The sequence below is a fragment of the Rhodococcus oryzae genome (assembly GCF_005049235.1).
In the GTDB taxonomy this organism is placed as follows: Bacteria; Actinomycetota; Actinomycetes; order Mycobacteriales; family Mycobacteriaceae; genus Rhodococcus_G; species Rhodococcus_G oryzae.
Window position 1 is genome coordinate 1 of record NZ_SUMD01000007.1, and the last position, 21,127, is coordinate 21,127.

Here is a 21,127-nt window from a genome sequence, read left to right on the forward strand (position 1 = left end):
GGCGAGGCGGGTCCGTGGAACGGTGCCACCAACGACAAGGGCACCAACAACTCGTCCACGCACGGGGTCTCGCGGATCAGCACCGGCTACATCGTGGGCTGCCAGGTCGACATCACCGGTCTCGGTGGCTCGATCGGGATGGGCGTGAGCATGGACGGCCCGTCGATCTCGGGTTCGTTGACGGTCCCGGTCTCCGCCGGTCAGGTCAAGTTCGTCGGTGTCGCGGGTAAGGACATCAAGAAGAACGGCAAGTACGCCGTGCAGTACCAGGACACCCAGATCGAGATCCAGAACTGCGGCGGCTACGCGCAGGCCCGCTCGTACACGGTCGTCGAGATCGTCGGCAACGACTACTCCAAGACCACCCTGTACGGCCAGCCCTTCAGCATCGGCTGACACGCGCGCCTTCCGCTCTTCCTTTCGTCCATCCCTTTGCTCGCGGTGACGCGAGCTGACCGACCCTGAACAGGGGAAACATGAACGTCTCCAGCACCGGCCTGCGTCGCGGGCTCAAGACCGCCGCGCTCGGCAGCGCCGCCGCCATCGCCCTCGGCTTCTTCTCCGCGGGCGCGGCGAACGCCGACACCTTCGTGCCGCTGCCCGGCGGCACCATCACCAAGACCCTCGCCGACGGCACCGTCGTCACCGTCACCATGTCCGGTGAGTCCGCGAACATCTCCGGATCCATGGGCGCGACCCCGCTGCACCGCAACGTGTGGGTCTCCGGCTCGGCGAAGGTCGAGATCTCCGGTGGCTCCGGCGCCGAGGGCGGCGACATCGAGCCCGGCTACATCGTGGCCTGCCAGCTCACCCTCGGCGGCGAGACCGGCCACAACGCCGGCGGCGGCACCACCTGGGCCAACGAGGACGGCGACGCAGCGATGACCGCCGACAGCGCAGGCAACATCTCCATCGGACCCGGCGAGGCCGCGAGCTTCGCGGTCCTCGACCTCGAGTCCGCCGACGACTTCGGTGGCGAGTCGCACTCCGGCGAGCACTCCTTCGAGGGCGCAACCGGCAGCGTCACCTGGGCCGACTCCACCATGGGCGTCGAGGGCTGCGCCGGCTACGCGCAGGCCCGCTCCTACGTCAACGTCACCGTCGACACCGAGAACGTCAAGGGCACCGTCACCCTCTGGGGCCAGCCCTTCAGCATCGGCTGACCACCGACTCCGAGGCGGGCGAGGCCGCGGCGGCACCGGACTCCGGGCGGCCGCCGCCGAGCCCGCCGCTGTCGTCGGCATGGACCTGGGCGTTGAAATGCGCGCCGATCATTCCCCGCTCCGCGTGCTGGGCCGCGCGCAGGGAGGGCGAACGGCGGGCATAGCGGTCCAGTACCGCTCGCAGTTCGGGCTGCTCGGCGGTCAGCTCGGTCCAGGCGGTGTTCGGCGGGGCGCCGTCCTCGATCGCCTGATCGAGTTTCGCCGCGAGGTGGGTGGTCCATCGATGCTCGAGCGCGAGCAGGACACCGTCTGGTCCGCCGAACAGCTTCTGTATGTCGGGCAGGTCGACGAACAGTCCGGGATCGCCCGGGTCGACCCGAGCCCGTTCCAAGACCAGCTGAAGCACGGCACCGCGTGCGTGAAAGTCATTCCAGGACACTGAACTCACCTCCGTATCTGTCGGTACCGCTGACGCTACGGAGTCCTCGGGCCCGGTTCGACATGCCAGGGTCGTGACTTCGTCTCCTACCGTGGGTGGAGATCGTGACCGCTCGTGGCACGATGCCGACGGCCGGATCAGACCTTAGGCTGGCGGGGTGAAGGTGGTATCGGAGTACGTACACCGCCGCATAGCGGTGCTGCCCTATGACTACCCGCCCGCGATCCCGATCGCGAGCGATGTCTGCCTGATTGCCGCCGCCGCCGTCGCGGTCGCGCAGCGCGGAGCCCTCATCCCTCCCGGATGGGCGCTGCTCGGCGGGCTGATCGCGATGAGTGCCTGCCTGTGGCTGACGCTCGGCCTGCCGCTGCCCCACCCCCGGCTGGTGCCCGTCACCCTGATCGCCACCACCTTCGTCGGAACGGCACTGCTGCTGCTGGATCCGGTGCCCAACGACATCGCGCCGTTCATTCTCATCGTGGGAGTCGCCCAGGTCGCGGCGACCACCGGACCGAGGGTCAGCGTCACGGTCGCCGTCGCGGCGGTCGCGATGATCGTGGCCGCGGCCACGCTCGGCGATCTCGAGGGGATCCCGCCCTACGTCACCGGTGTTGTGCTCGGGTGGATGGTGGGTTTCGTACTCCAGACGCAGCTGCGGCTGCTGCAACGCGAGCGCGAAGCCGTGGCCCGCCGCGCCGAGCAGGCCGCGAGCGACGAACGGCGGCGCATCGCCCGCGAGGTTCACGACGTCATCGCGCATTCGTTGAGCATCACGCTGCTGCACCTGACCGGTGCCCGCCGAGCGCTCCAGGAGGATCGTGATGTCGACGAGGCGATCGAGGCCCTCACCGACGCGGAGCGCCTGGGCCGGCAGGCGATGGCCGACATCAGGCAGACCGTCGGACTGCTCGACGCCGGTCCGGCCAGGGTCGCGCCCGAGCCGGACATCGCCGACATCCCGGAACTGGTCGCAGACTTCGTCCGCGCGGGCGTGCACGTGAAGTACGACCTGACCGGCAGCCCGGAAGCCGTGTCCGCGGCCACCGGCCTCGGCCTGTATCGGATCACCCAGGAATCGCTGGCCAACGTCGTCAAGCACGCGCCGGGCGAGCACGCGAAGGTCCGGCTCCGCGTGGCGGACGATGCGGTGGTCGTGTCGATCGTCAACGGCACCCACCGCGTGCCGCGATCCGAGCCCGGCGCCGGCTCCGGTCTGAGGGGGATGCGACAGCGCGCCGAACTCCTGGGAGGCTCGCTTGTCGCGGGCCCGGACGCGAACGGGTGGTCGGTGCGCGCCGAGTTCCCGCTCGGGACCGAGTTCCGCAACTGCATGCTCTCGCGCGGGATCCCCGGGCTCTCGTGACCGCGACGGACGTCAAGGTGCTCCTTGTCGACGACCAGGAGTTGGTGCGCTCGGGACTGCGACGGATCCTGCGGCGCAAAGACGGCTTCATCATCGCGGGCGAGTGCGCCGACGGCGCCGAGGTACCCGCCGCGGTGGCGCTCCACTCCCCCGACGTCGTGGTGATGGATCTGCGGATGAAGCGGGTCGACGGCATCGAGGCGACGAGGCAGCTGCAATCGACCGATCGACCGCCGCCCGTGCTGGTGCTGACCACCTTCGACGACGATCATCTGCTCTCCGGCGCGTTGCGCGCGGGTGCCGCCGGCTTCATCCTCAAGGATTCGCCAGCAGAGGAACTCATTCGCGCCATTCGGACCATCGCCGAGGGCGGTGCCTGCCTCGACCCGGCGGTCACCGAGCGGGTCCTCGCCACCTACCGCACGTCCGCGCCGGTTCCCGACAACGGCACCTCGACCCTCGACGATCTGACCGCACGCGAACTCGACGTGCTGACGTTGATAGGGCGCGGACACACCAACACGGAGATCGGTCGGGAGCTAGGGATTTCCGGGGTGACCGTGAAGAGTCACGTCGGTCACATCTTCCTCAAGCTCGGGCTTCGGGACCGGGCCGCGGCGATCGTGTACGCCTTCGACAACGGCGTCGTGAGCCCCGGGAGCCGGTGACCCTGCGAACCAACGAAAAAACTCCGACCTCGAGTTGAACTCGAAGCCGGAGTTTCTGTAACCACTCATGGTGGCCAGGGCCGGGATCGAACCGGCGACCTTCCGCTTTTCAGGCGGACGCTCGTACCAACTGAGCTACCTGGCCGGGCGGCACCCGAACCGAATGCCTATCGCGCTGTGCCTGACTAACGGCACTTTGCGACCCTGACGGGACTCGAACCCGCGACCTCCGCCGTGACAGGGCGGCGCGCTAACCAACTGCGCCACAGGGCCTTGCAGAGTGTTGGTGTCAACAACACTCGATCTTACCGGTCGAACTGTACCCCCTACGGGATTCGAACCCGCGCTACCGCCTTGAAAGGGCGGCGTCCTAGGCCGCTAAACGAAGGGGGCCCCGCCGGATCTCTCCGGCAATTCCCTCAACGGCTTTCCGTTGGGAGCTGGGATAGCTTAAGACACTGATTCGGGAAAACTCAAATCGAATGGTCAGAGCCGGTTTCTGGCCCATTTTCGGGGGTTTCGACACCCGTGTCGGCGCGCAGGTCCAGCCAACCGGTGCGACGCCAGCCCTCGAGCCACTCCCGCGACGCCATTGCCTCCAGCACGACCGCGAGCGCCTCCTCGAACCGTTCAGGCAGCGGCGTGCTGTCGGCGGTGAGGTCGAGCATGTAGCGCTGGCCGGCCAGCGCCGCGCCCAGGACGCGGGTGAACGTGCCGGGGTCGGCCCCCGGCCGGAGATGACCCTCGGCCTGTGCGCGCAGCACGAGTTCGTGCGCCGTCTGCCCCCACACCTGGGAACCACCGGACCGCACCTCGGCGTAGAACTCGGGCTCGACGATCAGCCGGAACTCCGCCTGGACGATGACGTCGTTGGCGAACCGCTCCGCCAGCTCCACGATGATCGAGTGCAGCACCTGGAACGGGTCGGCGTCGACAGCCTTCCAACGATCGTTGGTCTGCGTGTAGTGATCGAGCGCCGAGGCGAGGACCGCCCGGGCCAGCTCTTCCTTCGATTCGAAGTGGAAGTACATCGCGCCCTTGGTGGCGTGCGATCCCTCCAGGATCGTGTTCACCGACGCGGCGGCGTAGCCCCGGCGGGCGAACTCCACCGCAGCGGCTTCGACGATCGCCGCGCGCGTCCTACGTGCGCGTTCCTGTTGACGTGCCATGTGAGCCAGTCGCCTCCGAAAACCGTGCAGCTCTATCCCGTGCCCCGACAGGCCACCAGACGACCTCGTTGTCACCTTAGCCCTAATTTGGACTCTTTCGGGGGAACCTCATGCGGATTCCACCTACCTGCGGGTAAGGTATCCAGACCGCAGAACACACCGAGTGGTACGATTCAGCCGGCTCGGGTGCGGCGCAGGGGGTGCGCACCCGAGCCGTTTGCGTTCTCGACACGGTGCGACGGCGCCCCCGTTCACAGCCAATCTCGGCGCTTGAAACTCAGCCACAATCCGAAGGCGAGCCCGACCAACAAGACCGTGCTCAGCCAGAACCCCTCCGTCTGACCGAAACCGGGAAACGGGATGTTCTGACCGAAGTAGCCCGTCACCCCGGTGGGAATGGCGATGATCGCGGCCCATGCGGTGAGCTTCTTCATGATCTCGTTCAGCGAATTGCCTTGCATCGCAAGGTGGGTCGCGAGAATCGACTCGATGGTGTCGCGCAGCCCGTCGATTCGTTCGGTGGCGCGCAGGGCATGGTCGTAGATGTCCTGGTAGTAGGGCGTCATCTCGGCGTCGAGCACGTGCGCGCCCTGCCGAAGCAGCGCGCTGAAAGCCTCGTTCATCGGGAGCACCGACCGGGACAACTGCACCACCGCCTTGCGGAGTGTGAAGCTCTGCAACTGGACCGCGTTCCTCGACCGCCCCGCGCTCTGCGCGCCGTCCGAGATCAGCAACTCGTCCTCGAGCCCCTGGATCTCCTCGTCCAGTGCATCGAGTGCGGCGAAATACCCGTCCACGATCTCGTCGAGGACCGTGTGCAGCAGGAAGCCGACACCGAAGCCCGCGAGATCGGGGTTGTCGTCCCAGTCCTCGAGGATCGGATCGATCGCGAAACGGTCATCAGACCGGATGGTGATCAGCGCACGGTCGAGGATGAAGATCGAGATGTCGGTGGAGCTGAGCCGAACGCCCTTCGCGTCGAAACGCACAGCGCGGGTATGCAACATGCTGTGATCGCGGAACCTGACCAGCCGGGGCCGCTGATGTCCGGTGATCGCCCCCTCGATGGCCAACGGATGCAATGCCACCGCGCCGCCGATCAGCGCGGACAGCGCGACGATGTCGCCGACCGACGGTGCGAGCAGGTCGACCCAGATGAGCGCGTCCTCGTCCGACCGGTACGACGCAATCTCGTCGAGCGGAAGATCCGAACCGGCCAGCACCGCCTTCCGGTAGAGCCGGTTTCGGACTTCGCACGACACCTGAACCGTGTCGATTCGCGGCTTCTCCATCAGCCCTCCCATGGCCTCCCCGCCATCATCGCGCACCCGGCCACCATCGAGCGCCGACGCGGCCGCGATCGGCGCGGTCACCGTTGCCGGGGTCCTGTCCTCGCCGACGCGGCGAAGCCACTAGACTCCTGCACCGCGCCCCTATAGCTCAGTTGGTAGAGCTACGGACTTTTAATCCGCAGGTCGTAGGTTCGAGCCCTACTGGGGGCACCATCGGTCCCGCCAGGCGATCGCCCGGCGGGACCGTTTCGTCTCCGGCCCCGCCGAGCCACGGCCACCTCTGTCGACACGCCCAGGCCGCGTCAATGGCCTTCCGAGCCGGATTGGAGCATGCTCTCCCAATGGAACACATGGTCGACCCCCCGGTCCCGCTCTTCAGCCATCCCGACAACACCAGCCTCACCGCCTCGGCCTCGACGCCGAGTTCTGCGCCCGCGCCGCAGCCCCTGTTCAGCAGCCCGTCGAGCGGGAATGCCGTCGTGGACTGAGTTCCTCCCGAATCCGATTCGTGGCTCGACACCCACCCACCGCGGGTCCAGAATGAGGACACCGGAAGCGAGTGACGTCACGCTCCGATCCCCGGAGCCGGTGAGCGTGGCGGCGCACCATCAGGGAGGCTGCCATGAGCGATTCCGAACACGTCCGCGAGGTACGCCGCGACATGGTCGTCGTCGCGACCGGAATCGCCCTCGTGCTGCTGAGCATGTGGGTGCCGGATCGGGGTTACCGGCAGATCACCGGCGCCATCCTCATCCTCGGCCTGCTCGCCTACTCCGTCGGCCTGTGGGCCATGTCCACCGAATCGCGGTCGAGCCATTGGGGTCTCATCGCACTCGGGCTCTTCCTGCTCGCCACACCGCTGGCGATGGACTTCCCCAACGGCACGACCGCGGCGGCGATCGTGTCCGTGGCCGCCGGGGCGATCGTCACGGCCGCCGGCGTGCTCGGTCTGGCGGCGAAACAGCAGGCCGGCATGCCTCTCACGCGGGCGCGTCAGCGCGTCTGACCTCGGGCGTCCACAGCATCAACAGCGAGAGCCAGATCGCGGCCAACAGCAGCGCGCCGACATAGGCCACGGTCGCCGTCCATCCGCCCCACCCGAAGGCGAGGCCGGCGCCTGCGGCGGCCAGGCTCGAACCGAGGTAGTAGGCGCACAGGTACAGCGATGACGCCTCCGCACGGTGCTCGGTGGCGAGTGCACCCACCCAGCCACTCGCCACCGAGTGCGCCGCGAAGAACCCCCCGGTGAACAGCAGCATGCCGACCAAAACCAGCGCGAGAACGTCCGGCAGCGTCACCACGAGGCCGACCGCGCTCACACATACCGCTGCCAGGAGCACCCATCGCCTGCCGACCAGGTCGCCAAGCCGACCGGCCACCGCGGCCGTGACCGTCCCCGAGAGGTAGAGCAGGAACACCGCGCCGACCGCGGCCTCCGTCAGATCGAACGGCGGGGCCAGCAGCCGGAAACCGAGGAAATTGTAGGCGGAGACGAAACCGCCCATCAGGATGAAACCGAGCGCGAACAGCACCCTGAGATCCCGGTTACGAAGGTGCAGAATGAGATTTGCCGTGACGGTCCCCCAGCTCACTCGCTTCGGCCGAAAGAAACGCGACCCCGGCATGGTCTTGGCCATCACCACCGTCAGCAGCACCGCCGCCACCGCGGACGCCTCCATCGCCCATCGCCACGTGCTCATGTCGAGCACCGTTGACGGGATCAGCCTGCCCAGGAGTCCACCGATCGTGGTTCCGGCGACGTACCGGCCCATCGCGGCCCCCAGATCCCTGCCGTGCACCTCCTCCGCGAGATACGCCATCGCAACGGCCGGGATCCCCGCCAGTGCCACCCCCTGGACCACGCGCCCGACGAGTAGCCATTCGATCGTCGGACTGAGGGGCAGCACCAACCCCACCGCGCAGGACAGCACGGCCGACCAGACCATCACCCTGGTGCGCCCGAACCGCTCGGAGAGCACGCTCGCCGGGATGATGGCCAGCGCGAGCACGCCGGTGGTCACCGAGACCGCGAGCGCGGCCGTGCCGGGCGGCACCGCGAAGTCCTGTGCCAGCGCGGGCAGCAGCGCCTGCGTCGAGTACATCGAGATGAAGGCGGTCAGCCCGGCCGCGAACAGGGCGAGTGTGATCCGGGTATAGCCGGGCGATCCGCGCCGGTGCGGTGCGTCCTGCCGCGTGAGTGTCGTCGTCGTAGTCATCGAATGGCCTCCGAAGTCCATCCTGACCGACCTGCACTTATCGACAAAATGAGAGTTTTCGGTGTTCTATATGCAGATAGAACATATGCAGTCGTCAAAGGATCGGGACCGACATGCTCTCCACCGACCTGAAATGGTTCGTGGTCCTCGCCGAGGAGGGCCAGGTGACCTCCGCGGCTGACATACTGCGACTGTCCCAACCGACATTGTCGCGACGGTTGGCCCGGCTCGAGCGACAGCTCGGCGTCGAGCTGTTCGACCGCCACGGACGCCGTCTCCGCCTCAACCAGCACGGCCGGTTGATGTTCGAGCACGCCTCGCGCGCACTGACCGAACTCACGAACGCCGAGGAGCGGATCGCCACGATGATCAGTCCCACGGCAGGCACCGTGCGACTCGACTTCCTGCATTCGTTCGGCACCTGGCTGATCCCCGACCTGATCCGGGGCTTCCGCGCCGAGGCACCGCAGATCCGGTTCGCGCTGCACCAGGACGCCGCCGGGCTCCTCGGCGAACGGGTCCGGTCCGGTCACGCCGATCTGGCCGTGGTCTCGCCCCGACCCGACGCCGCCGACCTGCAGTGGCTGCTGCTGAGCCGTCAGCCCCTCGCGCTCGCGGTTCCCACCGGACACCGCCTTGCCGACCGGCCCGCCATCGACCTCGGCGACGCCGCCGACGAGCCCTTCATCGCCATGCATCCCGATTTCGGCATGCGTCGGCTGCTCGACGAGGCCGCGGGGGGTGCCGGTTTCACGCCCGAGATCGTCTTCGAGAGCAGTGAACTCGCCACGGCGACCGGCCTGGTGTCCGCCGGGCTGGGGGTGGCGCTGGTCCCGGTCGCGCGGGTGGCCCGCTGGCCCGACGGGATCGTGGTCATCCCGATCCGCGGCGCTCGAGCGGCGCGCGAGATCGGGATGATCTGGGCCCCGGACCGCCCGCTGACCCCACCGGTCCGGCGCTTCCGCGACTTCGTCGCCCGGCGGACCTGAGTCGCGGGACTCAGCCCTGCTCGTCCGGGCCCGGCGCGGCCTCCGCGTCCGCCGCGACCGCCTCTCGGCGCAGCCTTTCCTCCTCGCGCATCCTGGCGAGCTCGGCGCCTCGGCGTCGGTAGGACACGCTGCGCGCGACGAACACCGCAAAGGCCAGGGCCCCGATGATCGCGCCGACCAGCGACGCGCCCCGGAATCCGGGCGCGTCCACGTCGAGGATCCGCTCCCCCGCATGCGCGGCGGTGTTCCCACCGAACACCACGGTCAGGGTCAGCAGGTTCGGCAGCGCCGCAACGATTCCCAGGGTCACGGCCACCACCTGGACCACGCGACTGTGCTTCCGGCCGCGGACCCGCCAGGCCAGGAAGAACAGCATCAGCGGCACCACCGTGCACAGCACGCCGTACATCAGCCCCCAGGCGATGCCCCTCGTGAAGCTGCCCGACGACAACGCCCCGGCCTGCTGCGCCCACCATCTCGGCAGGAAGGCAGCCAGGATGAAGTACGTGATCACCAGGACGACAGCGAGAATCAGCCCGGCGATCACCTTCCTGGCCCAGCCGGGCAGACCTTCCTTCGCTGCCTGCGCCGCACCGGTGGTCGCGTCCTGCTCGCTCATGTCGCACCGTCCTCCTCGAGCACCCGGCGCGCGAGCGTCTTCGGCGCCACCAAGATGAAGCTGGTCCGGACCCACTCGCGCAGTTGCGCCCAGCGCTCCTCGTCCGCATCCGTTTCGACGTCGAGCGCCACCCACCCGTGCCTGCCGAGGCCGTAACCGGACGGACTTGCCCCGGGTTCGGTGGCGACCACCGCGGCTGCCTCGTCCTTCGTCAGCTTGACTGAGAGATGCTCGGCCGTGGCGTCACTGAACACGAAGTTCTTGCCCCGCACCCGGAACGTGGGGTGGTCGCCCCACGCGGCCACATCGACCCGCTCGGCTTCCGGGAGATCGGCGATGATCTCCTCGAGACGTCGCATGTTGTCGCCCATGGCGTGAATCCTGCTCGCATCGCTCGGGTTCCGCCAGCGGCGAACCGCAGGTGTTGTTACCGTGGGTGCAGCACGCGTGACACCCGATCCGATGCGAGGGAGAGCGCCATGCGAACCTGGGTCCACTTCGTCCTGCTCCTGTGCGGGATCGCGGTCGGCATCGGCGCGTTCCTGCCGATCATGGAGAACGTCACCCCCACCGATGTCGGGATCGACGATCTCCGAAACGGATTCCCCGCAGGTTGGGCGCTCGAGCAGCTCGGCGATCAGTCGGTGTCGTTCTACAAGTCGATGGCGATGCTGCTGGTGATCTCGGCGGCACTCATTCTGCTCAGCGCGCTCCTCGGCTCGAGGGCGCTCGGCTGGGTCGGCATCATCGTCGGCGTGATCACCTTGGCCGCGTTCTTCTTTCGGGTCAATGAACGCTTCGGCGACGAGTTCCGCGACCACGCATCGAACCTGCTGAGCAATCAGATGGGGCTCAATCTCGTTGCAGGCGGGCTCGTCGTGGCGCTGTTCGCCTGCCTCGTCCCGCGCGAAAAGGCCTCCGCGACCGTCTGAATCGACGCGCCGGTCCGCGCGACGATCCTCCCAACCCGCCGGAACGGTCACTAGTGTCGAACGCACCCGGACGCTCGAGAAAAGAGAGTCCACGAGAAGGCGGGCACCCATGGCATCACTTGACGACCTTTTGTCCCAGATCCCGATCAGCCAGATCGCTGCCAAGCTCGGGGTCGACGAGGAGACCGCGACCGCGGCCGTGAAGACGGCCATCCCGACCCTGGTCGGCGGCCTCGAGGCGAACGCCCAGGACCCGGCGGGTGCCGCATCGCTGGAATCGGCCCTCGCGCAGCACTCCGATCCGGCCCTGCTCACCGGCGGCGTCGACATCGACCAGGTCGACGAGGCCGACGGCGAGAAGATCGTCAACAACGTGTTCGGTGACAACAAGAACCAGGTGATCAGCGCGCTCGGCAACACGGGCGGCGCGGGTGACAGCAACCTCGTCGGCAAGCTGCTCCCGATCCTGGCCCCCATCGTGCTGGCGTTCATCGCCAAGCAGTTCTCCGGCGGCGGCGACGCAGCGCCCGCACAGGCCCAGTCCGGCGGCGGCATCGGTGACCTGCTCGGCGGCCTGCTCGGCGGCGGCGGCGGACAGTCCGCGGGCGGCCTCGGAAACGTCCTCGGCAGCCTCCTCGGCGGCGCGGCCGGCGGCCTCGGAGACCTGCTCGGCGGCCTGCTGGGCGGCGGGCGCAAGTAGTCCGCACGCACGAATCCCTGCAGAACTGGCGGCGACCCGAATCGGGACGCCGCCAGTTCCGTGCGCGGAGAAGAAAGTACGCGCGACATCCCTTCCGAGCACTGCTGTAACGGAAAGCCGGAGGGGGCCGATGACCCGGACGGGGTGTCCCATACCCGGTGGCAATTCCCAGGCTGTGAGCATTTCGAACGATTCACAACGTGGTTACGGTCCCGTAGGCTACGTTGAGCCGATTTCAGACAACACTTGGAGGGCATGCGTATGGCCAGGGATCTGACCCAACTCGAACTGCTTCAGGAGCTGGCGCAGGTTGCTGAGGAGAACGTGAATCGCCACATCTCCATGGCCAAGGAATGGCACCCCCACGATTACGTCCCGTGGGACGAGGGTCGCAACTTCGCTGCCATGGGTGGCGACGACTGGGACATCGAGCAGTCTCAGCTCGACGAGGTCGCGCGCGCGGCCATGATCACCAACCTGCTCACCGAGGACAACCTGCCGTCCTACCACCGTGAGATCGCCGAGAACTTCTCGATGGACCACGCCTGGGGAACCTGGGTCGGTCGCTGGACCGCCGAGGAGAACCGGCACGGCATCGTGATGCGCGACTACCTCGTCGTGACCCGCGCCGTCGACCCCGTCGAGCTCGAGCGCTTCCGCATGGAGCACATGACCAACGGCTACTCGTCGCTCCCCGACGGCGGCGCCGCCGGGCTGCTGCATTCCGTGGCCTACGTGACCTTCCAGGAACTCGCGACCCGCGTCTCGCACCGCAACACCGGCAAGGCCTGTAACGAGCCCATCGCCGACAAGATGCTGCAGCGCATCGCCGCGGACGAGAACCTGCACATGATCTTCTACCGCAACGTCTGCGGCGCGGCCCTTGACCTGGCGCCCGATCAGGCGCTGCGATCGATCAACGAGATCGTCCAGAACTTCCAGATGCCAGGCGCGGGCATGCCCAACTTCCGCCGCAACGGCGTCCTGATGGCCAAGCACGGCATCTACGACCTCCGCCAGCACCTCGAGGAGGTGCTGATGCCGGTGCTCCGCAAGTGGAACATCTTCGACCGCACCGACTTCACCGCCGAGGGCGAGCAGACCCGCGAGGACCTCGCCAAGTTCCTCGAGAACCTCGACGCGCAGGCCACCAAGTTCGAGGAGCAGCGCGACCGCATGCTGGCCCGCGAGGCCGCCAAGCGCGAGCAGCAGGCTTCCTGAGCGGAGCCCGCGGAGCGAACACCGGCGCCGACAGCGCCAGCTATTCTGTGCCCGGTACCGAAACAGGTACCGGGCACAGCCCTTTCTATCGAGGTAACGAATGTCATCACCCGCCGGCCAGCACCTTCGAATCGGCTCACTGGAGCTGCGCAGCCCCGTCGTGCTCGCCCCGATGGCGGGCATCACGAACGTGGCGTTCCGCACCCTGTGCCGTGAGCTGGAGCTCGCCCGCTCGGGCAGCACCTCAGGGCTGTACGTCTGCGAGATGGTGACCGCGCGGGCGCTGGTCGAGCGCCAGCCCGCGACCCTGCACATGACCACCTTCGGGCCCACCGAGACACCGCGGTCGCTGCAGCTGTACACCGTGGACCCGGCGACCACCTACGCCGCCGCGAAGATGATCGTCGACGAGAACATGGCCGACCACATCGACATGAACTTCGGCTGCCCGGTTCCCAAGGTGACCAGCAAGGGCGGCGGCGCAGCCCTGCCGTACAAGCGCACCCTGTTCGGCCAGATCGTCGCGGCCGCGGTCCGCGCGACCGAGGGCACCGACATCCCGGTCACCGTGAAGTTCCGGGTCGGCATCGACGACGAGCACCACACCCACCTGGATGCCGGACGCATCGCCGCAGGCGAGGGCGCGGCCGCGGTGGCCCTGCATGCACGTACCGCCGCCCAGCGGTATTCCGGCACCGCGGACTGGAACGAGATCGCCCGGCTCAAGGAGCACGTCACCGACGTCCCTGTCCTCGGCAACGGCGACATCTTCGCCGCCGAGGACGCGGTCCGGATGATGGCGGAGACCGGCTGCGACGGCGTCGTCGTCGGCCGCGGCTGCCTCGGCAGGCCGTGGCTGTTCGCCGAGCTGAGCGCCGCACTCGCGGGCACCCCCGAGCCGACCCCGCCCAACCTGGGTGAGGTCGCGTCCATCATCCGGCGGCATGCCGAACTCCTGGCGGACCACCACGGCGAGGACAAGGGCCTGCGCGAGCTGCGCAAGCACGTCGCCTGGTATCTCCGCGGCTTCCCCGCAGGGTCGGAGATGCGGGTGGCCATGGCCATGGTGTCCACACTCACCGAGCTCGACGACCTCCTCGCCCAACTCGACCCGACGGTGCCCTTCCCCAAGGACGCCGAGGGTCCGCGCGGCCGTCAGGGGTCGCCCGGCAAGGTCTCCCTGCCCGAGGGTTGGCTCGACGATCCGGAGGACTGCCTGGTTCCCGCGGGCGCCGACCTGATGCATTCGGGCGGCTGACCGGTGCAGCCTGGTCGCTGCGCAGGCTCCGCTCCTGCGAACTCTGGTCGCTGCGCAGGCTCCGCTCCTGCGAACTCTGGTCGCTGCGCAGGCTCCGCTCCTGCCGCCCTCGTGCCTGAGTGGAACCAGCGGTCTCGATAAGTATCATGTTGTGACCGTCCACTGCGGCGGTGGATGCAGACGTGAGAGGCAGGGTTCAAGTAGGTGAGCGACGATCAGACTCCAGGCCCAGTGCCTGAAGGTCGCGCTCCCTGGGAACGACCGCTCTCGCACGTGAGCCGGCCCCAGTACCGGCCCGAATCGCAGCAGCCTCCCGGACCTCCCGGCCCTCCCGACCAGCAGCGGACCGACAGCGGCCGGATCGGTCGCAGGCACGGCGAACCCGGCGAGCACACCGAGCGGATCTCCGTCTCCGACCTGGTGAACCGCGACAGCCCGCCCCCGGCCGACAGCGGCCGGATGAAGACTCCCGCGGTGTCGCCGCTGCCGCCCGCCCGTCCGCGGCAGGATCCGGTGCCCGACCCGCCGCCTGCGCCGACGACAGGCTGGCTTCGGCGGGCGGAGCCCGAACACGTCGGCCCGGCCGCAGGGGATCCCGTCCGCGTCGGCGCGCCCGGCGAGACCCGGCTCGCCGCGAGCAAGAGCCGCAAGCAGAAGCGGTGGCGGGTGCTCGGCCGCAGCGCGGTCGCGGTGGCCGCGGCGGCCTCCGTCGGGATCACCGGCGTCGCGTGGGGCTACCTGCGCAACACCGACAACGGCTTCAGCCAGGTGGCCGCGCTCGACCTCGACAGCACCGACGTTGTCGACCCGGGTGGGCAGACCGGCGACGAGACCTACCTGATCGTCGGCACCGACACCAGGGCGGGCGCGAACAGCGGCGTGGGCGCCGGTTCGGTCGAAGACGCCGAGGGCGCCCGCGCGGACACGGTGATCCTGGTCAACATCCCGGCGGACCGCAGCCGGGTCGTCGCGGTGTCGTTCCCCCGCGACCTGGACATCGCTCGGCCCAGTTGCGCGGACTGGAACAGCGATACGGGCCAGTATTCGACCGAGATGAATCCGCCAGCGGACAACGACAAGCTGAACTCCGCCTACGCGTTCGGCGGGCCGAAGTGCCTGGTCAAGGTGATCCAGAAGATGTCCGGCCTGAAGATCGGCCACTTCGTGGCCATGGACTTCTCCGGATTCGAGTCGATGGTCAACCAGGTCGGCGGGGTCGAGGTCTGCACGACCACACCCCTGATCGACGGGGAACTCGGAACGGTTCTGCCGAATGCGGGCAAGCAGACGATCGACGGCGCCACCGCGCTGAACTACGTGCGGGCGCGCAAGGTCGAGGCCGAGGGCAACGGGGACTACGGCCGGATCAAGCGCCAGCAGATGTTCCTCTCCTCGCTGCTGCGCGGGGCGCTGTCGAACAAGGTGCTGTTCGACCCGGGCAAGCTCAACGGCTTCATCAACGCCTTCACCCGCGACACCTTCGTCCAGAACATCGACACCAAGTCGCTCGTGATGCTGGGCCGGTCGCTGCAGAACGTGGACGCGGGCGCGGTCACCTTCCTCACGGTCCCCACCGCGGGCACCAACGAGCTGGGCAACGAGATCCCCCGCCAGGACGACATCGACGCGATCTTCCAGGCGATCATCGACGACGAGCCCCTGCCGGGCGAGGAGCGCAAGGATCCGGCCCCCTCCTCCGCACAGTCGGCCCCGAAGCCCGCCGCACCCGCGCCGCCCGCGCTCGAGGCGGTCAGCCCGATGGACGTCTCGCTGCAGGTGTCCAACGGGTCCGGTGTAACCGGGCTCGCCGCCACCGCCTCCGACGATCTCGGCGCGTATGGATTCCAGATCTACAGCGTCGGGAACTACAGCGGCACCAGCACGAACACGCTGGTCCGCTACTCACCCGGGCTCGAGGCGGAGGCCGCGACGGTGGCGTCCTCCCTCCCCGGCGCCGTGCTGCAGGAGTCCTCCGATCTCGGCGGCATCGTCGAGGTGGTGCTCGGGTCGAGCTTCTCCGGGAAGGTGGCCCCGCCGAAGTCCGTCGGCGCCGCCCTGACCCCGACAATGGCCCCGAAGAACTCCTCCGCGAGCGGCGCCGCGGCCGACGCCCTGCCCGCCGATCTGGCGTTCACCAATGCGGCAGACGATTCCTGCGCCTGACCGGCTTTTACCGCCCTGACGTGCACCGTCATTCATGCCGCGTTAACCCAATGACCGTGACTTGGTATCCCACACGCCGTAGGCTTTGATTCCATGCGCGTGGCTTACAACGAACAGATGACCGAGCTCGCCGACATGCTCGGCGAGATGGCGGGCCTGGCGGGCGCGGCCATGGAGCGGGCGACCCAGTCGCTGCTCCAGGCCGACCTCTCGCTGGCCGAGCAGGTCATCAGCGATCACGACCAGATCACCGAACTCAGCGTCACCTGCGAGGAGCGGGCGTTCGCCCTGCTCGCGCTGCAGGCGCCGGTCGCGGGTGATCTCCGGTCCGTGGTCAGCGGAATCCAGATCGTCTCGGACATCGACCGAATGGGGGCGCTGGCGCTGCACGTCGCCAAGATCGCTCGCCGCCGACATCCGAACCATGTGCTGCCCGAGGAGGTCAACGGCTACTTCGCCGAGATGGGCCGGATCGCGGTCGCCCTCGGCGCCGGCGCGCGTGAGGTCCTCGAGACCCGCGACCCCGAGCGGGCCGCGAAGCTCCGCGAGGAGGACGACGCGATGGACGATCTGCACCGCCACCTCTTCAGCGTGCTGATGGACCGAGAGTGGAAGCACGGCGTGGCCGCGGCCGTCGACGTGACCCTGCTTGGCCGGTTCTACGAGCGCTTCGCCGATCACGCGGTCGAGGTCGCCCGCCGCGTCATCTTCCTGGTCACCGGCAAGATGCCCGTCGACCCTGAAGAGACCACCTCGCTCGAGTCCTGACCACACCGACCACGACGCCCCGACCGGATCACCGGTCGGGGCGTTCTCGTTCCGTCGGGGCACTGAAAGGCGAACGGGCCGTTTCCGGAGCATCGCCCGAGAGCGATACCCGAAAACGGCCCGTTCGACGAGGGCTGTCTAGCCGAAGCGACCGGAGATGTAGTCCTCGGTGGCCTTCTGCGTCGGGTTGGAGAAGATCTTCTCGGTGTCGTCGATCTCGACGAGTCGGCCGGGCTTACCGGTGGCCTCGAGATTGAAGAACGCGGTCTGATCGCTGACCCGGGCGGCCTGCTGCATGTTGTGCGTGACGATCACGATGGTGAAGTCCTTCTTCAGCTCCGTGATCAGGTCCTCGATGGCCAGCGTCGAGATCGGGTCGAGCGCCGAACACGGCTCGTCCATGAGCAGCACGTCGGGCGAGACCGCGATCGCGCGGGCGATGCACAGACGCTGCTGCTGGCCACCGGAGAGCCCGCCACCGGGCTTGTCGAGGCGGTCCTTGACCTCGTTCCACAGGTTGGCACCGCGCAGCGACTGCTCGGCGACCTCGTCGAGCTGCTTCTTGTTGCGCACCCCCTGCAGCTTCAGCCCGGCCACCACGTTGTCGCGAATCGACATGGTGGGGAACGGGTTCGGACGCTGGAACACCATGCCGATGGTGCGGCGGACGCCGACCGGGTCGACCTGCGAGCCGTAGATGTCCTCGCCGTCGAGCAGGATGGCGCCCTCGACGCGGGCACCCGGGGTGACCTCGTGCATGCGGTTCAGCGAGCGCAGCACCGTCGACTTGCCGCAGCCGGAGGGACCGATGAAGGCGGTCACATTGCGCGGGGGCACGGACAGACCCACATCCGCGACGGCGTGGAACTTGCCGTAGTAGATGTTGACGTCCTTGAGATCAAGACGCTTGGCCATGGTGGCTCCCTCGGGGTTGTGTGAGCGTTGTCGTCGTCATGGGGTCACTTGCTCCGGACCCGGGAGAGGTGACCGATCGCCTTCGCCGCGATGTTCAGCACCGCGATCAGCATGATCAGCGTGAGCGCCGCGCCCCAGATGCGGCTGGCGCCCGCGTCGGTCGGATTGTTCATCTCGGCGACCATGACGCCGGGCAGCGACCCCATCTCGCCGTTGAACATGTCGAAGTTGATGAAGGGTGCGTAGCCGACCAGGATCAGCAGCGGCGCGGTCTCACCGAGCACGCGGGCCAGGGCCAGCATGACGCCGGTGATGATGCCCGGCAGTGCGGTGGGGACGACGATCCGCATGATCGTCTTCCACTTCGGCACACCGAGCGCGTAGGAGGCCTCGCGCAGGTCCTGCGGCACGATGCGGAGCATTTCCTCGGTGCTGCGGACGACGACGGGGACCATCAGCAGAACCAGGGCCAGCGACACAGCGAACGCCGACTTCGGGAAGCCGAAGGTGGCGATCCACAGGGCGTAGATGAACAGGGCGGCCACGATGGACGGGACACCGCTGAGGATGTCGACCATGAAGGTGGTGAGCCGGCCCAGCTTCGACGGGCCCGCGTACTCCACCAGGTAGATGGCGACGAACAGTCCGAGCGGGATCGACAGTGCCGCGCAGACCAATCCCTGGATCAGGGTTCCGATCAGGGCGTGGTAGATGCCACCGCCGGTGGCGGAGGCGGACAGGCCGCTGAACGAGTTGGTGAACCAGGTCGCGCTGGCCATCGCGGGAAAGCCGCGGACGATCACCGTGTAGAGCACCCACACCAGCGGCACCAGCGCGACCAGCACCGAGAGGGTCACGAGCACTGCCGCCGTCAGGTCGGCGAAGCGTCGCCGCCCGCTGACCCCCTGGAAGGTCGGCTTCTTGACGGGTCGATCGAGGGTCACCGTCATGTCAGGCCCTCTTTCCGGCGATCGCGGCGCGGGCCGCTGCGTTGACCACGAAGGTCAGGATGAACAGCACCAGCCCGACCGCGATGTAGGCGCCGGCCTGGATCTCGTTGTTGAACTCGGCGTATCCGAGCGCGATCTTCGAGGCGATCGTGGAACCGCTGTCGAACAGCGACCAGCCGAACGCCTTCGAGGTGGTGCGCAGGATCATGTAGAGCGCCATCGTCTCGCCGAGCGCCCGGCCCAGGCCGAGCATGGAACCGCTGATGTAGCCGGACTTTCCGAACGGGATGATGGTGGTCTTGACGACCTCCCACTTGGTGGCGCCGAGCGCCAGCGCCGCCTCGATCTGGGAGGTCGGGGTCTGCACGAAGACCTCGCGGGTGACCGCGGTGATGATCGGCAGGATCATCACCGCGAGCACGATGCCCGCGGTGAAGATCGTGCCGCCACCCGCGATCGAACCGGAGCCGGTGGCGAACAACGGGATCCACGACAGGTTCTCGTTGAGCCAGAGGGCCAGCGGCTTGATCGCGGGGGCGAAGATCAGCAGTCCCCAGAGGCCGTACACGATGGACGGCACGGCGGCGAGCAGGTCGATCACGTACGCCAGCGGCCGTGCGAGCCGCTTCGGCGAGTACTCGGTGAGGAAGATCGCGATGCCAAGCGCCACCGGCATGGCCAGCGCCAGGGCGAACACCGACACCAGCACGGTGACCTGGAACAGGTCAAGGACGCCGAACGCCATGTGGTTGATGTCCTGGGTGACCCACTCGGAACTGGTGAGGAAGTTCACCTCGTTGCGGGCGAGTGCGGGCACCGCCCGCCACACCAGGAACGCACCGATCGCGCCGATCAGCACCGAGATGAACACGGCCGAGCCGGTCGCCATCGAGGTGAAGACCCGGTCACCCGGGCGCGTCACCGTCTTGGACGGGGCTGCAGGTGTTGGAGTGATCGGTGCCTCCGGTGTTCCGAGCGGACCGCCCACCCCCACCCCGGCGTCACCGGGGTCGGGGGTGCGAGGTGCCGATTGGGTGGGCGCGTCGCTCATCTGCGCTCGCAATCTTCTTCGTCGAATATAGAGCCTGGACCGGTCGGAAGACTCAGCCGATGGCCGAGATGGACGCGTTCAGCTTGTCCTTGACCGTGGCGGGCAGCGGCACGTAGCCCTGCGCGGACAGCTCGGCCTGACCCTCGTTGGCCGCGCTGGTCAGGAACGACTTGACGGCCGCGGAGGTGTCGGCGTCGTAGCCCTTGGAGCAGACGATCTCGTAGGTCGCCAGGACCAGCGGGTACGCGCCGGCCTCGGTGGTGCCGTAGATCGACTTCAGGTCCAGCGTGAGGTCGCCGACGCCCTCGGTCTTGAAGGCGGCGCCGCTGATGGCCTTGGCGGCCGAGTCCTCGGTCAGCGCAACCGCGCCCGCGCCGCTGTCGATCTGGGCGGCCTTGAGCTTGTTCTGGTCCGCGAAGGACTTCTCGACGTAGGTGATCGAGCCGGGCGCGCCTGCGACGGCCTGCGCGACGCCTGCCGAACCCTTCGCACCCTCACCGATGCCGCCGACGAAGTCGGAGCCGGCGCCCTGGGTCCACGCGCCCTTCGAGGCGGTGGTCAGGTACTGCTGGAAGTTGTCGGTGGTGCCCGAGGAGTCGGAGCGGACGATCACGGTGATGTCCTGGTCCGGCAGGGTGGCGCCGCTGTTGAGCGCGGCGATGGCCGGGTCGTTCCACTTCTTGATGCCACCGTTGAAGATCTTGGCGATGACCTCGCCGTTGAGCGTCAGGTTGTCGACGCCGTCGAGGTTATAGGCGAGGGCGACCGGACCGAAGACCAGCGGCAGGTTCCAGGCGTCGTTGCCCGCGCAACGCTCCTTGGCCGCGGCGGCCTGCTCGGCCTTGATGGCGGAGTCGGAGCCGGCGAAGTCGATCTGCTTGGCGATGAACTGGGTGCGCCCGTCACCGGAACCGCTGGGGTTGTAGGCGACGTTGACGGTCTTGCCCTTGTCCTTGCACACCGCGATGTAGGTGGAGGTGAAGGCGTCCATCGCGTTCTTCTGCGCGGAGGAACCGGCCGCGGACAGCGTGTCCTTGCCCTCGCAGGCGGCGTTCGAGGCGGAGGTGTCCACCGACGTCCCCGAGGCGGAGTTGTCGTCGCTGCCGCACGCGGTCAGGGCCATGGCACCTGCGGCCAGCACACCGAACATCGCAGCACTGCGCTTGAGGTTCACGCTATTTCCTCCGGGAGGCTCAACTTCACGCCCATTGTCGGGCGGTGTTCCGTGGCGCAGTCCGCATCAGCGCTGCA

General features: G+C 68.1%; 23 protein-coding genes and 4 tRNA genes. 14 read left to right on the forward strand and 13 right to left on the reverse strand.

What is annotated here, in order from left to right; genetic code table 11:
- Both FCG67_RS15385 and FCG67_RS15390 read left to right on the forward strand, forming a co-directional pair.
- On the forward strand, positions 1–396 hold a 396-nt coding region (locus FCG67_RS15385; protein WP_211243221.1), incomplete at its 5' end, for an MspA family porin.
- Between the two features lie 80 nt (positions 397–476).
- Positions 477–1,163 (forward strand): MspA family porin, encoded by a 687-nt coding sequence (locus FCG67_RS15390; RefSeq protein ID WP_136910627.1) that lies wholly within the window; start codon positions 477–479, stop codon positions 1,161–1,163.
- Here the strand turns inward: FCG67_RS15390 and FCG67_RS15395 are convergent.
- Entirely contained in the window at positions 1,150–1,602 is a 453-nt protein-coding gene (locus FCG67_RS15395; RefSeq protein WP_211243222.1) for a hypothetical protein, read from the reverse strand. The genes FCG67_RS15390 and FCG67_RS15395 overlap by 14 nt on opposite strands.
- A 157-nt stretch (positions 1,603–1,759) precedes the next feature.
- On the opposite strand from FCG67_RS15395, the gene FCG67_RS15400 reads away from it, so the two are divergent.
- Both FCG67_RS15400 and FCG67_RS15405 read left to right on the forward strand, forming a co-directional pair.
- Positions 1,760–2,965 (forward strand): sensor histidine kinase, encoded by a 1,206-nt coding sequence (locus FCG67_RS15400; RefSeq protein WP_246045102.1) that lies wholly within the window; start codon positions 1,760–1,762, stop codon positions 2,963–2,965.
- Between the two features lie 17 nt (positions 2,966–2,982).
- Entirely contained in the window at positions 2,983–3,633 is a 651-nt protein-coding gene (locus FCG67_RS15405) for a response regulator transcription factor (RefSeq protein ID WP_136910819.1), read from the forward strand.
- A gap of 68 nt (positions 3,634–3,701) precedes the next feature.
- Here the strand turns inward: FCG67_RS15405 and FCG67_RS15410 are convergent.
- The 5 genes from FCG67_RS15410 to FCG67_RS15430 all read right to left on the reverse strand — a co-directional run bounded on the left by FCG67_RS15410 (position 3,702) and on the right by FCG67_RS15430 (position 6,175).
- Positions 3,702–3,778 (reverse strand) — tRNA-Phe (locus FCG67_RS15410).
- Positions 3,779–3,832: 54 nt separating this feature from the next.
- Positions 3,833–3,906, reverse strand: a tRNA-Asp gene (locus FCG67_RS15415).
- Positions 3,907–3,953: 47 nt separating this feature from the next.
- Positions 3,954–4,026 (reverse strand) — tRNA-Glu (locus tag FCG67_RS15420).
- A gap of 80 nt (positions 4,027–4,106) precedes the next feature.
- Positions 4,107–4,802, reverse strand: a complete 696-nt coding sequence (locus FCG67_RS15425; protein ID WP_136910628.1) for a ScbR family autoregulator-binding transcription factor — start codon at positions 4,800–4,802, stop codon at positions 4,107–4,109.
- 251 nt (positions 4,803–5,053) lie between these two features.
- A complete protein-coding gene (locus tag FCG67_RS15430; protein WP_246045103.1) occupies positions 5,054–6,175 on the reverse strand; it encodes a magnesium transporter CorA family protein in 1,122 nt (373 codons plus the stop codon).
- Between the two features lie 56 nt (positions 6,176–6,231).
- On the opposite strand from FCG67_RS15430, the gene FCG67_RS15435 reads away from it, so the two are divergent.
- The 3 genes from FCG67_RS15435 to FCG67_RS15440 all read left to right on the forward strand — a co-directional run bounded on the left by FCG67_RS15435 (position 6,232) and on the right by FCG67_RS15440 (position 7,100).
- Positions 6,232–6,307: transfer RNA gene (locus FCG67_RS15435), tRNA-Lys, on the forward strand.
- A 128-nt stretch (positions 6,308–6,435) separates the two neighbouring features.
- Positions 6,436–6,582 (forward strand): hypothetical protein, encoded by a 147-nt coding sequence (locus FCG67_RS25040; RefSeq protein WP_169310543.1) that lies wholly within the window; start codon positions 6,436–6,438, stop codon positions 6,580–6,582.
- A gap of 134 nt (positions 6,583–6,716) precedes the next feature.
- On the forward strand, positions 6,717–7,100 hold the full coding sequence (locus FCG67_RS15440; protein WP_136910629.1) for an SPW repeat domain-containing protein: 384 nt from the start codon (positions 6,717–6,719) through the stop codon (positions 7,098–7,100).
- Here FCG67_RS15440 and FCG67_RS15445 read toward each other — a convergent pair.
- Entirely contained in the window at positions 7,075–8,310 is a 1,236-nt protein-coding gene (locus FCG67_RS15445; protein ID WP_425467844.1) for an MFS transporter, read from the reverse strand. The two genes, FCG67_RS15440 and FCG67_RS15445, sit on opposite strands and share 26 nt — an antisense overlap.
- Before the next feature lie 113 nt (positions 8,311–8,423).
- Here FCG67_RS15445 and FCG67_RS15450 point away from each other — a divergent pair, with 113 nt between their 5' ends.
- Positions 8,424–9,299 carry a LysR family transcriptional regulator gene (locus FCG67_RS15450; protein ID WP_136910631.1) on the forward strand — a complete coding sequence of 292 codons (876 nt, stop codon included), beginning with the start codon at positions 8,424–8,426 and terminating at the stop codon, positions 9,297–9,299.
- A 10-nt stretch (positions 9,300–9,309) separates the two neighbouring features.
- Here FCG67_RS15450 and FCG67_RS15455 read toward each other — a convergent pair whose 3' ends face one another.
- Positions 9,310–9,918 carry a hypothetical protein gene (locus FCG67_RS15455; protein WP_136910632.1) on the reverse strand — a complete coding sequence of 203 codons (609 nt, stop codon included), beginning with the start codon at positions 9,916–9,918 and terminating at the stop codon, positions 9,310–9,312.
- Positions 9,915–10,289, reverse strand: a complete 375-nt coding sequence (locus tag FCG67_RS15460) for an MmcQ/YjbR family DNA-binding protein (RefSeq protein ID WP_136910633.1) — start codon at positions 10,287–10,289, stop codon at positions 9,915–9,917. The genes FCG67_RS15455 and FCG67_RS15460 overlap by 4 nt, the downstream gene beginning before the upstream one ends.
- A 108-nt stretch (positions 10,290–10,397) precedes the next feature.
- On the opposite strand from FCG67_RS15460, the gene FCG67_RS15465 reads away from it, so the two are divergent.
- The 6 genes from FCG67_RS15465 to phoU all read left to right on the forward strand — a co-directional run bounded on the left by FCG67_RS15465 (position 10,398) and on the right by phoU (position 16,960).
- Complete coding sequence (locus FCG67_RS15465; protein ID WP_136910634.1) at positions 10,398–10,850, forward strand: hypothetical protein; 453 nt, start codon at positions 10,398–10,400, stop codon at positions 10,848–10,850.
- 109 nt (positions 10,851–10,959) lie between these two features.
- A complete protein-coding gene (locus FCG67_RS15470; RefSeq protein ID WP_136910635.1) occupies positions 10,960–11,550 on the forward strand; it encodes a DUF937 domain-containing protein in 591 nt (196 codons plus the stop codon).
- 261 nt (positions 11,551–11,811) lie between these two features.
- Positions 11,812–12,771: an acyl-ACP desaturase gene (locus FCG67_RS15475; RefSeq protein ID WP_136910821.1), complete on the forward strand. Its 960-nt coding sequence runs from the start codon at positions 11,812–11,814 to the stop codon at positions 12,769–12,771.
- 100 nt (positions 12,772–12,871) lie between these two features.
- A complete protein-coding gene (gene dusB / locus FCG67_RS15480; protein WP_077042797.1) occupies positions 12,872–14,029 on the forward strand; it encodes a tRNA dihydrouridine synthase DusB in 1,158 nt (385 codons plus the stop codon).
- A gap of 204 nt (positions 14,030–14,233) precedes the next feature.
- Entirely contained in the window at positions 14,234–16,192 is a 1,959-nt protein-coding gene (locus FCG67_RS15485; protein ID WP_425467845.1) for an LCP family protein, read from the forward strand.
- Positions 16,193–16,285: 93 nt separating this feature from the next.
- Positions 16,286–16,960, forward strand: a complete 675-nt coding sequence (gene phoU / locus FCG67_RS15490; RefSeq protein WP_136910637.1) for a phosphate signaling complex protein PhoU — start codon at positions 16,286–16,288, stop codon at positions 16,958–16,960.
- A gap of 138 nt (positions 16,961–17,098) precedes the next feature.
- Here phoU and pstB read toward each other — a convergent pair whose 3' ends face one another.
- The 4 genes from pstB to pstS are packed head-to-tail and all read right to left on the reverse strand — an operon-like array spanning position 17,099 to position 21,050.
- Positions 17,099–17,875 carry a phosphate ABC transporter ATP-binding protein PstB gene (pstB, locus tag FCG67_RS15495; protein WP_027503383.1) on the reverse strand — a complete coding sequence of 259 codons (777 nt, stop codon included), beginning with the start codon at positions 17,873–17,875 and terminating at the stop codon, positions 17,099–17,101.
- A gap of 44 nt (positions 17,876–17,919) precedes the next feature.
- Positions 17,920–18,825: a phosphate ABC transporter permease PstA gene (gene pstA, locus FCG67_RS15500; protein WP_136910638.1), complete on the reverse strand. Its 906-nt coding sequence runs from the start codon at positions 18,823–18,825 to the stop codon at positions 17,920–17,922.
- A 1-nt stretch (position 18,826) separates the two neighbouring features.
- Positions 18,827–19,876 (reverse strand): phosphate ABC transporter permease subunit PstC, encoded by a 1,050-nt coding sequence (pstC, locus tag FCG67_RS15505; protein WP_136910639.1) that lies wholly within the window; start codon positions 19,874–19,876, stop codon positions 18,827–18,829.
- Between the two features lie 52 nt (positions 19,877–19,928).
- Entirely contained in the window at positions 19,929–21,050 is a 1,122-nt protein-coding gene (pstS, locus tag FCG67_RS15510; protein WP_136910640.1) for a phosphate ABC transporter substrate-binding protein PstS, read from the reverse strand.
- Positions 21,051–21,127 lie beyond the last annotated feature (77 nt).